The organism is Kitasatospora aureofaciens (assembly GCF_001188955.3).
GTDB lineage: Bacteria > Actinomycetota > Actinomycetes > Streptomycetales > Streptomycetaceae > Kitasatospora > Kitasatospora aureofaciens.
The window spans coordinates 359,995-373,737 of sequence record NZ_JPRF03000032.1 but is presented as its reverse complement, the minus strand read 5'-3'; the positions used below and the strand labels follow the sequence as shown (position 1 = coordinate 373,737).

The window sequence follows — 13,743 nt, the reverse complement described above, 5'->3', positions numbered from 1 at the left end:
CGCTCGACCGCAAGGGGGGAGCAACCGCGTGGCCCGATTCAGGACCGCCGCGCGGCGCACGGGCGGGGCCGTGACGGCCCCGTTCCGGGCGCTGCGCGAGCGTTGGAGGGGATGGTCCCGGTGGCGGCGGGGGCTGCTGGCACTGGGGCTCGCGGCGGCCGTGCCGGTCGCCGCGCTGGGCACGGTGTTCGTGGAGATCCGACTGCACTACACGGGTGAACCCGCCTCCGGGGCCCGCACCCGCGGCAGGGACGCCGTCTGGCTCGGCCACGCCTGGGTGGACGGCCGCAAGACCGACGCGGACGTGGCGGCGCTGGCCGAGCAGCTGGCCGGCACCGGGGTACGCGACCTGTACGTCCACACCGGCCCGCTGGAGCACGACGGCTCGCTGCCGGCGTCCGTCCACCCGCGGGCCCGCTGGTTCACCGAGGCCGCCCACCGGGCGCTGCCCGGGGTGCGGGTGCAGGGCTGGCTGGGCGACGAGGTCAAGCCGGAGAAGGACGCCCTGGACCTGGACGAAGCACCGACCCGGGACCGGGTAACCGCCTCCGCCCGCCAGGTGCTGGACCAGGGCTTCGACGGCGTGCACTTCGACATGGAGCCGATCCGCCCCGGCACGGCCGGGTGGCTCGCCCTGCTGGACGAGGTCCGCCCGGTGACGGCCGCGCGCGGCGCCGTGCTGTCGGTGGCGGCCGCGCAGATCGACCCCGTCCCCGGTCTGCACACCGCGGGCATCCTGCTCACCGACCACGGCAAGTGGTGGGACGAGGCGTACTTCCACGAGACCGCCCGCCGGGTCGACCAGGTCGCGGTGATGGCCTACGACACCTCGATGCCCACCGAGCCGCTGTACGGCGGCTACGTCGCCCAGCAGACCGAGCTGGCGCTGCGGGCGACCCCGCCGCAGGTCGACCTGCTGATCGGCCTGCCGTTCTTCTGGGACGACAAGTGGGGCCACTGGGGCGACGCGGAGACCGTCCCGGCGGCCGTCCGGGGAGTCCGGCTCGGCCTCGGCCGCCAGGGCCTGGGACGGGCCAACTTCGGCGTCGCCCTCTACGTGGACTTCGCCGCGACCCCGGAGAACTGGGCGGCGTACCGGCGCGGCTGGGTGGACCCGGCCTAAGCCGCCATCCGGTGCGCCAGGGCGCCGAGGTAGCGGTGGACGGTGGCGTCCTCGCCGGTCAGGTAGTGCGAGACGGCCCGGGACAGCGGCCTGCGGACCTCGCCGCGCTCGGTGACGGTCAGCGAGCAGCCGGGCCCGGCCGGGGTGAGCTGATACGTCCAGGTGCCGCCGTACGGCAGGTCCGGGTCGGCGATGCCGGTCACCAGGCGGTGCGGGGCCTCGCTGGCGACCACCTCGTAGGTGGTGTGCCCGTGCCGGTCGTACTCGCGCCAGCGCAGGCGGCCGCCGGCCCCGGAGGGCAGCCGCTCGACGTGGGTGAGGCCGGGGCGCCAGGCCGGGTAGAGGTCGATGTCGGTGAGCACGTCCCAGACCGCGCCGGGCGGCTGGGCGAGCTCCAGCCCGCCCTCGGTCACGTGCTCCACCGGCAGCCTGCGCCCGGCGCGGTCCGCCGCCAGCAGCGCGGCCCCGGCCAGCGCCGCCGCGCCCGCACCCGCGAGGATCCACAGCCGTCGGTTCATCGGTCGGCCCCTTCCGCCCCGCTCACCATCATCGCGCCGCTGTGCCCGGGCGGCACGGTCGTGCGCCCGGTAGCCGGTCGGGCCCCGTGCGCCGCCGTCCGGGCGGGCTGCCGGGGGCGTCGGCCGTCACGGTGCGGATAACCGCTGGATCGGGGCGGCCCGCTCCCCCAGACTGTCCCGGTGCCCGGCCGCCTTGCGCATCAAAGCCCGTAGGCTGGGCAGGTAGGGACCATGGAGCGAGCCGTTCCATGGGAGACGAGAGGTTCGACAGGCGGGAGCCGGCCCGTCAGTGCCCCGGCGGCCAGCCGAGGCGGTGCCGGTCCGACCGCCGACCGGAGGGAGACGCTGGGTGATCGAGCTGGAAGATGTTCCCGAGTTGATCGACCCGGTGATGGTCTGCGCCTTCGAGGGGTGGAACGACGCGGGTGACGCCGCCTCCGCGGCTCTGGCGCACCTGGACGACACCTGGGGCGGCAAGGTGTTCGCCGCCCTGGACGCGGAGGACTACTACGACTTCCAGGTCAACCGGCCGACGATCTGGCTGGACGGCGGCATCCGCCGGATCACCTGGCCGACCACCAGGCTCTCGGTGGTCCGGGTGACGGAGCCGGTGACCAGGGACGTGGTGCTGGTGCGCGGCATCGAGCCGAGCATGCGCTGGCGCTCGTTCTGCAACGAGCTGCTCGGTTTCGCCCACGAGCTGGGCATCGAGCTGGTGGTGATCCTGGGCGCGCTGCTCGGCGACACCCCGCACAGCCGCCCGGTGCCGGTCAGCGGAGTGACCTCCGACCCGGAGCTGGCCCGCCGGCTGGACCTGGAGGAGAGCCGTTACGAGGGCCCGACGGGGATCGTCGGGGTGCTGCAGGAGGCCTGCACCCACGCCGGGGTGCCGGCCGTGACGCTGTGGGCCGCGGTGCCGCACTACGTCGCGCAGCCGCCCAACCCCAAGGCCACGCTGGCACTCCTGAACAAGCTGGAGGACCTGCTGGACCTGCGCATCCCGCCGGGCGAGCTCGGCGAGGACGCCCGGGCCTGGCAGCTCGGCGTGGACCAGCTGGCCGCCGAGGACAGCGAGGTGGCCGAGTACGTCCAGCAGTTGGAGGAGGCGCAGGACACCGCGGAGCTGCCGGAGGCCTCCGGGGACGCGATCGCGCGCGAGTTCGAGCGCTACCTGCGCCGCCGGGAGAACGTCGGGCCGACCGGTGAGAAGCCGGTGTCCGGGCACGCGACGGCCGAGCGGCCGGCCGAGCCGGAGTCGCCGGGCACGACCCGCGAGAGCCAGGAGGGCGCCGAGGAGGAGTAGTCCTCCCTCCCCGCCGAACGCCGAAGGGGTGTCAGGACCTCGGTCCTGACACCCCTTCGGCGTCGTTGCGGGACGGGTGCCGGACTACAGCGCGACGCCGAGCAGGGCGTCCACCGTCCGGGTCACCAGGCCGGGCGCGCCGATGTCGGTGCCGCCCTCGCTCTGCTGCTGGGCGGCCCAGCGGTCGACGGCGGCCAGCGCGGCGGGCGCGTCCAGGTCGTTCGCCAGCGCCGCGCGGACCTCGGCGAGCAGCTGCTCGGCCGCCGGGCCGTCCGGCCGGGAGACCGCGGCCCGCCAGCGGGCGAGGCGCTCGACGGCCTCGTCCAGGACGGACTTGGTCCACTCCCAGTCCTCGCGGTAGTGGTGCGAGAGCAGCGCCAGGCGGATCGCCGCCGGGTCGACGCCGTCGCGGCGCAAGGCCGAGACGAAGACCAGGTTGCCGCGGGACTTGGACATCTTCTGGCCGTCCAGGCCGACCATGCCGGCGTGCACGTACGCCTTGGCGTACGGGTGGGCGCCGGTGGCGACCTGGGCGTGCGAGGCGCCCATCTCGTGGTGCGGGAAGGACAGGTCGCTGCCGCCGCCCTGGACGTCGAAGGTCATGCCCAGGTACTGCAGGGCGATGGCCACGCACTCGATGTGCCAGCCGGGGCGGCCGTGGCCGAGCTCGGTGTCCCAGGCGGGCTCGCCCGGGCGGGCGGCCAGCCAGAGCAGGGCGTCCAGCGGGTTGCGCTTGCCGGGCCGGTCCGGGTCGCCGCCGCGTTCGGCGAAGACCGGGCGCATGGCCTCGCGGGTGAGGCCGGAGACCTGGCCGAAGTTCGGGTCGGTGTCGACCGAGAAGTAGATGTCCTCGTCCACCTTGTACGCGGCGCCGGAGGCCAGCAGCTTCTGGACGATCGGGACGATCCACGGGATGGACTCGACGGCGCCGACGTAGTGGGCCGGCGGGAGCAGCCGCAGGGCGGTCATGTCCTCGCGGAACAGGGCCGTCTCGCGCTCCGCCAGGGCCACCCAGTCCTGGCCGGTCTCGACCGCGCGCTGCAGCAGCGGGTCGTCCACGTCGGTCACGTTCTGGATGTACAGGACGTCGTGGCCGGCGTCCTTCCAGACCCGCTGCACCAGGTCGAAGGCGTTGTACGTGGCGGCGTGGCCCATGTGGGTCGCGTCGTAGGGGGTGATGCCGCAGACGTAGATCCGGGCGGTGCCGTCCTGCGGCACGACCTCGCGGACCTTGCCCGCTGCGGTGTCGAAGATGTGGAGGGGGAGCCCCTGACCAGGCAGGGCGGGAACCTCGGAGGCGGGCCAGGCATGCATGGCATCGACTTTAACCTTGAGAACATTTGAAAGCCTAACCAGTCAACAAGATCGTCTGAATTCTGATCCCGTCGTTGCCTGACTGCTTTCCGACTGATAGTGAGCGTTCGGGCGCGGGGGTGAGCGCCCGGTCGGCCCTGCCGCCGACCGGGCGCCCGGCAATCGGCAGTTTCGACGCGATCGGCGCGCTCTCCCGCGCCAAGTAACTGGGGCAGCGGGACCTGCAGGCGGTGCAACGGCAGGTCCGGCGCGGTTCTGGGGGTGGTCCGTCGCACGTCCATCGGAGCAGTGTGCGACCGATTCCGGCAACAGGTCCAGACCACCGGCCGGTAACCTCGCCGGGGCCCGGAACCGAACGGCCGCGCCCGTGCCCGGCCCGGCGCCCGGGCCCCGGGACCTACACCGGCGGCCAGGGGATCGCGGGCCAGTCCGCGGAGGGCAGCGGATGCCTGCCCGAGCTGCGCAGCGCGGCCACCCGGGCGCGGGTGGCGTCCAGTTCGGCGCCGGTCAGGTGCGGGGCGAGGCGCTCGGCCAGCTCCCCCTCCAGCTCCCGGGCCAGCCGGGACAGCACCTCCAGCGCCTCGGCGGGCAGCGGGTCCCCCGCCCAGCCCCAGAGCAGGGTGCGCAGCTTGCCCTCGGTGTTGAAGGTGACGCCGTGGTCGATGCCGTACACCCGGCCGTCGGCGGCGGGGATCAGGTGGCCGCCCTTGCGGTCGGCGTTGTTGAGCACCGCGTCCAGGACCGCGAGCCGGCGCAGCCGCCGGTCGTCGTGGTGCACCAGCAGCGCGGTGCGGCCGTCCTCGACCTCCGCCCGGACGATCGGCAGCCAGCCCGCCTCCGGGCCGTTCGGGTCCTGCAGCGCCAGCAGCGGCTCGGCCCGCGGGTCCGGCTCGACCCACAGCTGCAGCATGCCGGGCCCGTGCGGGCCCTCGCGCAGCACGGTGGGCGGGATCAGCTCCCAGCCGGTCGCCGCGGACAGCTCGTACGCGGCGACCTCGCGGCCGGCCAGGGTACCGTCCGGGAAGTCCCAGAGCGGGCGCTCGCCGGCCACCGGCTTGTAGACGGCCTGCGCGCTCAGCGAGCCGTGCTCGACGGTGCAGTACAGCGCCGCGTTGGAGGCCTCGGTGAGGCGGCCGTGCACGGTCAGCGCGCCCTGGCGCAGCAGCGCCAGGGCGGTCGGCGCATCGGCGGCGAGGGCGGCGGCCGCCGCCGGGTCGGCCTGCGGCGGGGTCTCGGTGTTCAGCGCCGGTAGCCGTTCGCGCGCGGGCACAGGTGGCCCTCCGGGTCCAGCGGCAGGTTGCAGAACGGGCAGGGCTTGCGGCCGGCCGCGACCAGGTCCAGCGCGCGCTTGGCGAACACCCGGGCCATCGCGCCGGTCAGCCGCACCCGCAGCATGTCCGGGCCGTCCTCGTCGTCCCGGAAGACCGCCTCCTCGCCGTCCTCCTCCTCGTCCTCCACCAGCGCCTGCGCCTCGACCACCAGGCAGGCGTCCACGCTGTCCCAGGCCAGGGCCATGGTGCCGACCCGGAACTCCTGCTCCAGCGGGAGGTCCAGCGGGGCGGTGTCGAGCAGGTCCTTGGGCGCGGCGGCCGGGATGGCGGCGTCGCCGCCGCTGCGCCGCAGCGCCTCGTCCAGGACCTCCTCGATCCGCTCGGCGAGGGCGGCCACCTGGTTCTTCTCCAGCAGCACGCTGGTGACCCGGCCACGGGCGCTGGCCTGCAGGTAGAACGCCCGGGCGCCGGGCTGGCCGACGGTGCCGGCCACGAACCGTTCGGGCTGGTCGTAGAAGAAGACCTGACGGGGCACGCTCTAGCTCCGGATCGTGTCGGTCGGTACGGATCCGCCACGCGGGACCGCGGGTTGTCCAACGGGCGGGGTCGTTCAACGGGCGGGTGGTCGAACTAGGGGGCACTCAGAACTACGGGACGCTCACCAGTCACCCTACGACCTCCGGGGCCCGGCCGGGGAGCCGAGCCGGAGGCCGCGGGCGGGTTGCACCGGTGGGCCCGGGCGGTGTCGCGGGCGGTTCAGGCGGTTCCGCCGACCACCGCGTCACCGGCCGGGGTGGCCGTGGCGGCGGAGGGCTTGGGCGCCAGCGAGGAGAGGTCGCCGGTGTCGCCCATCCTGAGTACGAAGGGCCGCTGCGGCGTGTAGCGGATCGCGGTGACCGAGCAGGGCTCGACGCTGATCCGCTGGAAGTGGTCCAGGTGCAGGCCGAGCGCGTCGGCCACCACCGCCTTGATCACGTCCCCGTGCGAGCAGGCGACCCAGACCGCGTCCTCGCCGTGTTCGGCGGCGATCTTCGCGTTCCACTCGCGGACCGCGCCGACCGTGCGGTGGCTCAGCTCGCGAAGCGACTCGCCGCCCGGGAAGGCCGCGGCGGCGGCGTGGTCCTGCACCGTGCGCCAGAGCGGCTCCTTGGCCAGCTCGGCCAGCGGGCGGCCGGTCCACTCGCCGTAGTGGCACTCCCCCAGCCGTTCGTCCTCGGCCGGCGGGCCCAGCTCGGGGCGGACGGCGAGCAGCGGCTCCAGGGTCTGCCGGCAGCGCTCCAGCGGGCTGCTGACGGCCTGCGCCAGCGGGACCGCGGCCAGTCGGCCGGCCAGTGCGGCGGCCTGGGCGCGTCCGGTGTCGTCCAGGTCCACGCCGGGGGTCCAACCGGCCAGGATTCCGGCGGTGTTCGCGGTCGAGCGGCCGTGGCGGACGAGCAACAGGGTGGGCATGGGGCTCAGCCTACGGCCTGCGGGCACGGCGGTGGGGTTCGGTTCCCGGTCGGACCGCCGCCGCGAGCACCGCTGCGGCTCAGGTCGTCGCGCAGGCCCGGCATCGTCCGGCGTTCCCGGGGAACAATGGCCCGCATGATCGTCCACTGCGCCGCGTACCAGGACGGCCGCCGGATCGGGGCCTCCGAAGATCTGACCGACGCGCTCACCACCGCCCGCCGGGCCGGCCCGGGTGCCTTCGTCTGGATGGGCCTCTTCGAGCCCACCACCGAGGAACTCGACCGGGTCGGCAAGGAGTTCGCACTGCACCCGCTGGCCGTCGAGGACGCCGTCAGCGCCCACCAGCGCCCCAAGGTCGAGGCCTACCAGGGCTCGCTGTTCGTCGCCCTCAAGACCCTCGGGCACCACCCCGAGACCCACGCCGTCACCAGCGGCGAGGTGATGGTCTTCCTCGGCCCCGACTTCGTGATGACCGTCCGCCACGGCACCGACAGCCCGCTCAGCGGCCTGCGGGCCCGGCTGGAGCAGGAGCCCGAACTGCTGCGGTACGGGCCCAGCTCGGTGCTGCACTCGGTCTGCGACACCGTGGTGGACGGCTACGTGGAGGTGGCCGCCGCCCTGCAGGTCGACCTGGACGAGCTGGAGGCGGACGTCTTCGCCCCCGGCCGGGTCCACCGCGACGCCGCCGGCCGGATCTACGGCTGCAAGCGCCAGGTGATGACCGTCCGGCGCGCCGCCTCCCCACTGCTGGAGCCGATGCTGCGGCTGGAGCGCGGCGCCCCGTTCGTCCGCCCGGAGACCGCCCCCTACCTGCGGGACGTCGCCGACCACCTGGCCCGGGTGAACGACCAGGTGGACGGCATGGACCGGCTGCTGTCCGACATCCTCGGCGCCAACCTGGCGCAGGTGAGCGTGCAGCAGAACAACGACATGCGGAAGATCTCCGCCTGGGCGGCGCTGGCCGCCGTACCGACCATGATCGCGGGCGTGTACGGGATGAACTTCGACGTCATGCCCGAGCTGCACGAGCCCTGGGGGTACCCGGCGGCGCTGTCGCTGATGGCGGTGGTCTGCATGGTGCTGCACCGGGTGTTCAAGCGGCACGACTGGCTGTAGTGCCGCCGGCTGTGGCGCCGCCCGCGTCCGGGTCGTAGGCGACGGGTTACGCGAGCCCGGCCCGCTCCAGCGCCTCGACGCCCGTGCGCAGCGCCTGGATCCGCTCGTCCAGGGTGAAGCCGGCCGGGGCCAGGGTGAGCGTGGTGACGCCCGCGTCGGCGTAGGCCTGCATCCGGTCGGCGATCCGGGCGGTGTCGCCGACCAGCGAGGTGGCGTCGATCAGGTCGTGCGGGACGGCGGCCGCGGCGCCCGCGTAGTCCTTGGCCAGGTACTTCTCCTGGACCTCGTCGGCGGCCTGCTCGTAGCCCATCCGCCGGGCGAGCTGGTTGTAGAAGTTCTTCTCCTTGCTGCCCATGCCGCCGATGTAGAGCGCGGCGTAGGACCGCTGGGAGTCGACACCGGCCTTGATGTCCTCGCCCACGGCAATGGTGACGGTCGGGCAGAGGTCGAAGTCGTCCAGGGACTTGCCGGCCTTGGCGCGCCCGGCCTTCAGCGGGTCGAGGGAGAGCGCGGCGTGCTCCGGGGCGAAGAAGATGCCGAGCCAGCCGTCGGCGATCTCGCCGGTCTGCTCCAGGTTCTTCGGGCCGATCGCGGCGATGTACAGCGGGATGTGCTCGCGCACCGGGTGCACGGTCAGCTTGATCGGCTTGCCCGGGCCGCCGGGCAGCGGCAGGGTCCAGTGCGCGCCCTCGTGCACCAGGCGCTCGCGGGACATCGCCTTGCGGATGATCTCCACGTACTCACGGGTGCGGGCGAGCGGCTTGTCGAACTTCACGCCGTACCAGCCCTCGGACACCTGCGGGCCGGAGACGCCGAGGCCGAGCCGGAAGCGGCCGCCGGAGAGGGTGTCCAGGGTCGCGGCGGTCATCGCGGTCATCGCCGGGGTGCGGGCCGGGATCTGGAAGATGGCCGAACCGACGTCGATCCGCTCGGTCCTGGCGGCGACGAAGCTCAGCACCGTCGCGGCGTCCGAGCCGTACGCCTCGGCCGCCCAGCAGACCGAGTAGCCGAGCCGGTCCGCCTCCTGGGCCACCGCGATGTTGTCGGCATCCATGCCGAGTCCCCAGTAGCCGAGGTTGATGCCGAGTCGCATGTGCCGAACCTTCCAGTCGGGTGGGCTTGGTGGTCGAGCGTAGTGCCGACCGCGCGGTCATGCTACTGACGGGTAGCGGTGGCCTGGGTCACAGCGGGCGCGGGCCAGGCGGGCCCGGGTCAGGAGGGCCCGGAGGCGAGCGGGCGACTGGCGAGTGAATGATCGTTCTGCGGGTCTCCGCCCCTGCCCGGGTACCGGCCGCTACGCTCAGCCGACGTGGGGAGCGCTCTTCCCACCTGCGCGTTTACAGGGCTACCGGCGCCACCGGCGCCGCCCGGCCAGTGGAGGGCCCGTCGGATGGAAAAGCGTCACCTCGGCCGTACCGGCCTGCAGGTCTCCCGCCTCGGTCTCGGCACCATGACCTGGGGCCGCGACACCGACGAGCACGAAGCCGCCGAGCAGCTCAAGGAGTTCGTCGACGCCGGCGGCAACCTGGTCGACACCGCCGACGTGTACGCCGACGGCGGCGCCGAGTACCTGATCTCCCGCCTCACCGACAGCCTGATCCCGCGCTCCGAAGTCGTCATCGCCACCAAGGCGGGCAGCGTCCCCGAGTCCGCCCGCCGCTTCGACGGCTCACGCGGCCACCTGCTCGCCGCCCTGGACGCCTCGCTGCGCCGGCTCGGCACCGACTACGTCGACCTGTGGCAGGTGCACGCGTTCGACCCCATGACGCCGGTCGAGGAGACCCTCAGCGCCCTCGACATCGCCGTCTCCTCCGGCCGCGCCCGCTACGCCGCGGTCTGCGACTTCAGCGGCTGGCAGCTCGCCAAGGCCGCCACCTGGCAGCGCGCCCACCACGCCCGGATGCCGCTGGCCGGGGCCCAGTGGGAGTACTCGCTGCTCCAGCGCGGCATCGAGCGCGAAGCACTGCCCGCCGCGCTGGACGCCGGGGTCGGGATCCTGGCCGGCTCACCGCTCGGGCGCGGGGTGCTCACGGGCAAGTACCGGCACGGGGTGCCCCAGGACTCGCGCGGCGCCTCGGCGTACCTGTCCGGATTCGTCCAGCCGTACCTCGGGGAGCGCTCCCGGCGGATCGTGGACGCCGTGGCCACCGCCGCCGACGGGCTGGCCAGCAGCCCGCTCGCGGTCGCGCTGGCCTGGGTCCGCGACCGGCCCGGGGTGGCCTGCGCGCTGGTCGGGGCCCGCACGGTGGCGCAGCTGCAGGCGGCGCTGTCAGTGGAGGCGCTTACGCTTCCGGATGAGATCCGCGGCGCGCTGGACGACATCTCGTCGCCGGTGCACCGCTACCCGGACCAGGGGTGGACGGAGCTGTAGCCCCGGACCGGGTCGTCGAGCAGAACGTGCAGTGCAGAACGTGCGGTGGAGTGAGCTTTGGAGCGGACGACGATGAGTGACACGGGGAACGGCGCTCCGGAGGCGACCCCCGGGGTCCGGCTGACCGCGGAGGAGAAGGCGGCGAAGTTCGCGGAGCTGGCGCAGCGGATCCGCGGCATGCAGCCAGAGGATGCCGCGGCGAGTGCCGCACGGGCGGGTGCCGCACGGGCGGAGGCCTCGATGGCGGAGGCTCCGGAGTCCGAGCCGGCGGTGCCGGCCGAACAGGCCGCTCCCCCGGTTCCCGCCCCGGCGGCTCCGGCCGCTCCCTCCGCCCCGGCCGCTCCCTCCGCCCCGGCGGCTCCGGCCGCTCCCTCCGCCCTGGTGCTGCGGCCCGCCGAGCCGAGCGCTGACGTGCTCCAGCGGACGGTCGCGGTGCTGTCCGCCGGTGGTGCCCCCGTCGAGCTGGCGGCCGCCGCGGTGGCCGCGTTCGGCGACGGCGCGGCCGAGCGGCTGCGCGAGGACCCGTGGGCGGTCCTCGGGCTGCCCGGCGTGCGCCCCGAGCACGCGGACCACTTCGCCCGCGGCCTGCTCGGTGCCTCGGTCGGCCCGGACGACCCCCGCCGGGCCCAGGCCCTGGTGGTCTGGGTGCTGGAGCAGGCGGCGCTGCGCGGGCACTCCGCCCAGGAGCTGTCCGAGGTGGCCGCCGGGCTCGAACGGCTCCGGATGCCCGAGCCGGCCGCCGCGATCGAGGAGGCCCTCGCGGACGGGCGGGTGCTGCCCTTCCAGGAGGAGCTGACCGGAGCCGAGGCGCACGCTTCGGCGGCCGGTGACGGGGACGAGGACGAGCCGCCGACGCGCACGCTGCTCGCGCTGGAGACGCTGGCGATGGCGGAGGTGAGCCTCGCCGAGAAGCTGCTCCAGCTGATGGCCTCCTTCGTGCCGGGCGAGGACGGCGGCGAGCAGGACGGCGACGAGCCATCGGCGGAGTCGGAGTCCGAGTCGGAGCCGGAGGGGCCTGCCGAGACCGCGCCCGTCTCCCCCGGTCCCGCCGCCTGGGAGGCCGCCGCCGAGGCGGCGCCGTCCTCCTCCGCGACCGCCCTGATCCGGGCCGTGGCCGGGAGCGCCCTGGTGCTGCACACCGGCGGCGAGGCGGCCCGCGCCGAGCCGGCCGCGCTGCTCGCCGCCGCCACGGGGCTCGGGCTGCGCGCCTGGGCCGCCACCTGGACCGACCAGGGCAAGGCGTCCTTCGCCGCCCTCGGCGAGGCCGGGAGCCCGGTGGTCACCCTCGCCGAGCTGCTGTCCGGGACGGCCGGCCCCGGCCGCGCGGCCGACGGCACGCTCGCCCTGGACCTCCTGATCGTGCTGGACGCGCCGCTGCTGGACGTCGAACTGGCCGCCACCGTGCTGGAGTCGCTCGCCGACGGCACCCGGCTGGTGCTCAGCGGGGACCCGGGCCAGCTCTGGTCGGCCGGCCCCGGCCGGTTCTTCGCCGACCTGCTGGCCGCCAAGGTCTGCCCGGCGGTCGCCTCCCGCACCCCGGACTTCGGGCCGATCGGCGAGCTGGTCTCGGGGGTCGGCATCGGCGAGCTGCAGCCCGTCGAGGCACCGGACAAGGAGGTGGTCATCCTGACCGCCAAGGACGGCGGCGAGGCCGTCCACCGCGCCGTCCAGCTGCTCACCGACTCCATCCCGCGCGCGCTCGGCATCCCCGCCGAGCAGGTGGTGCTGCTCACCCCGGGCCACGGCGGCCCGGCCGGTACGCGGGCGCTGAACGCCGCCGCCAAGGCCCGGCTGAACCCCGGCCCCGGCCGGTTCGGCGGTTTCGACCCGGGCGACCGGGTGGTGGAGTCCCCCGCGCCCGGGGTCGTCCGCCCCGCCCGGGTGGTGGACGGCGACGCCGCCGGTCTGCATCTGGAGTACCCGGACGGCTCGCGCCGGACCGTCCTGCCCGCCGAGGCCGGGCGGCTGCGGCACGGCTGGGCGCTGACCGTCCACCAGTCGCTGGGCCGCCGTTGGCCCGCCGCGGTGGTCGTGGTGCCGGAGGACGCCGCTCCGGCGCTCTCCCGGCAGTGGGTCTACACCGCGTTCGGGCGCGGCGAGCGGCACCTGTCCGTGGTCCACACGGCGGGCCCGGCGCTCGTCCAGGCCGTCGCCGAGCGCCCGGCGCAACCGCGCACCACCCGGCTGCGGGCAATCCTCGCGGAGAACGCGGTCGACGCGGACTGACCCGGTGGCCCGCCCGTGGCCGGTCCGGCCGGCTGACGCGCGGAGGGCGGCCCCGGTGCTCCCGGGCCCGCCCTCCGCGCGTACGGGCGACGTCAGTCTTCGGGGTCCTCGTCGTCGTAGACCTCGCTCACGTCGAACCGGCAGATCAGCAGCTGCGGGTCGGCGTGCTCGAAGGGCTCCGGCAGCCACTCCCCCGGCTCGGTCGGCGCGGCCGCCGCGACCCAGAGCGTCGAGTCCGCCTCCTCCAGGCCGAACTCCTCGCTGCGGGCGGCGATCTCGTCCGGTTCGTACTCGCCGAACAGCACGCCGAGCGCGGTGTTCACGCCGCCGGCGCCGCCCGGGGTCAGCGACTCGTCGAGCCGCTCGGCCTGCGCGCGCAGCCGCTTGGGGTCGACCACGTGGTAGTCGCGGCGGATCAGCACGCTGATCGCCTCGGGCTGCTCCGGGCCGTGGTAGCCGCCCGGTCCCTCGTCGCCGGGGATCTCGAAGGGAGTGACCTCGTCGTAGACCTCGTACAGGAGTTGGTCGTAGGCGATGGCCGCCGTCGCGAGCTGCTCGTAGGCAGCGGACACGGCGGGATCATCGGCTGCGTTGGGGCTTGACACCGCTTCCAGATGACGGTCGATGGCGGCCTTGACCGCCTCAGCGGCGGCGCGTACCTCGGCAATGGTGGGCTGCGCGGCATCAGACATGGTGCAGACGCTATCTCCCCACGGCGCCGGTACGCACAGCGGTTGTCACCTACACCCGCGATTTCACCGCAACTTCCCCCCTGATGTCCGATTCAGGGGTTTCTGTCCACCGGCAGAACCGGCGCGGTCGGGCGCGAAGGGCGCGCAGCCGGTTCTGCCGGGGCCGTCCGGGTGCGGCTGTGCGCGCCGGTATCGGGATATCCACTCCACAACCGCAACAGAACTGATGGACTGTCAGATAAGTGCCCGGGGAGAGCCGTCGGACCGTCGCAGCGGGACGGGAGGACGGCCGGAAATACCCGGGCCGACTGTCCGCGGCAGGCCGTAGGCTTGCGTGCAGGTGATCCTCAGGAGGAGCGT

Annotated in this window: 12 protein-coding genes; 5 read left to right on the top strand and 7 right to left on the bottom strand. The window is 74.5% G+C overall.

Annotated elements, in window-relative coordinates; genetic code table 11:
* Positions 1 to 28: 28 nt before the first annotated feature.
* Positions 29 to 1,123, top strand: coding sequence for a glycoside hydrolase family 18 protein (locus tag HS99_RS22295; protein WP_046385576.1), 1,095 nt, complete (start codon positions 29 to 31; stop codon positions 1,121 to 1,123).
* On the opposite strand, the gene HS99_RS22290 is transcribed toward HS99_RS22295, so the two are convergent.
* Positions 1,120 to 1,641, bottom strand: coding sequence for an SRPBCC family protein (locus HS99_RS22290; RefSeq protein WP_030556837.1), 522 nt, complete (start codon positions 1,639 to 1,641; stop codon positions 1,120 to 1,122). The two genes, HS99_RS22295 and HS99_RS22290, sit on opposite strands and share 4 nt — an antisense overlap.
* 349 nt (positions 1,642 to 1,990) lie before the next feature.
* Here HS99_RS22290 and HS99_RS22285 point away from each other — a divergent pair, with 349 nt between their 5' ends.
* Entirely contained in the window at positions 1,991 to 2,944 is a 954-nt protein-coding gene (locus HS99_RS22285; protein WP_030286096.1) for a PAC2 family protein, read from the top strand.
* An 84-nt stretch (positions 2,945 to 3,028) separates the two neighbouring features.
* Here HS99_RS22285 and mshC read toward each other — a convergent pair whose 3' ends face one another.
* The 4 genes from mshC to HS99_RS22265 all read right to left on the bottom strand — a co-directional run bounded on the left by mshC (position 3,029) and on the right by HS99_RS22265 (position 6,978).
* Complete coding sequence (gene mshC, locus HS99_RS22280; protein ID WP_030286094.1) at positions 3,029 to 4,258, bottom strand: cysteine--1-D-myo-inosityl 2-amino-2-deoxy-alpha-D-glucopyranoside ligase; 1,230 nt, start codon at positions 4,256 to 4,258, stop codon at positions 3,029 to 3,031.
* Between the two features lie 397 nt (positions 4,259 to 4,655).
* A complete protein-coding gene (locus tag HS99_RS22275; protein WP_370863286.1) occupies positions 4,656 to 5,501 on the bottom strand; it encodes an SCO1664 family protein in 846 nt (281 codons plus the stop codon).
* Positions 5,498 to 6,064 (bottom strand): DUF3090 domain-containing protein, encoded by a 567-nt coding sequence (locus HS99_RS22270; RefSeq protein WP_030556841.1) that lies wholly within the window; start codon positions 6,062 to 6,064, stop codon positions 5,498 to 5,500. The genes HS99_RS22275 and HS99_RS22270 overlap by 4 nt, the downstream gene beginning before the upstream one ends.
* Before the next feature lie 221 nt (positions 6,065 to 6,285).
* Positions 6,286 to 6,978, bottom strand: coding sequence for an MSMEG_4193 family putative phosphomutase (locus HS99_RS22265; protein ID WP_030286087.1), 693 nt, complete (start codon positions 6,976 to 6,978; stop codon positions 6,286 to 6,288).
* 126 nt (positions 6,979 to 7,104) lie between these two features.
* Here HS99_RS22265 and HS99_RS22260 point away from each other — a divergent pair, with 126 nt between their 5' ends.
* Positions 7,105 to 8,094: a magnesium and cobalt transport protein CorA gene (locus HS99_RS22260; protein ID WP_030286085.1), complete on the top strand. Its 990-nt coding sequence runs from the start codon at positions 7,105 to 7,107 to the stop codon at positions 8,092 to 8,094.
* A 46-nt stretch (positions 8,095 to 8,140) separates the two neighbouring features.
* On the opposite strand, the gene HS99_RS22255 is transcribed toward HS99_RS22260, so the two are convergent.
* A complete protein-coding gene (locus tag HS99_RS22255; protein WP_030556842.1) occupies positions 8,141 to 9,187 on the bottom strand; it encodes an LLM class F420-dependent oxidoreductase in 1,047 nt (348 codons plus the stop codon).
* Between the two features lie 297 nt (positions 9,188 to 9,484).
* On the opposite strand from HS99_RS22255, the gene HS99_RS22250 reads away from it, so the two are divergent.
* Positions 9,485 to 10,465 carry an aldo/keto reductase gene (locus HS99_RS22250; RefSeq protein ID WP_030286081.1) on the top strand — a complete coding sequence of 327 codons (981 nt, stop codon included), beginning with the start codon at positions 9,485 to 9,487 and terminating at the stop codon, positions 10,463 to 10,465.
* Between the two features lie 72 nt (positions 10,466 to 10,537).
* Positions 10,538 to 12,691, top strand: coding sequence for a helix-hairpin-helix domain-containing protein (locus tag HS99_RS22245; RefSeq protein WP_051835615.1), 2,154 nt, complete (start codon positions 10,538 to 10,540; stop codon positions 12,689 to 12,691).
* Between the two features lie 92 nt (positions 12,692 to 12,783).
* On the opposite strand, the gene HS99_RS22240 is transcribed toward HS99_RS22245, so the two are convergent.
* Complete coding sequence (locus HS99_RS22240) at positions 12,784 to 13,383, bottom strand: hypothetical protein (protein ID WP_030556846.1); 600 nt, start codon at positions 13,381 to 13,383, stop codon at positions 12,784 to 12,786.
* Positions 13,384 to 13,743 lie beyond the last annotated feature (360 nt).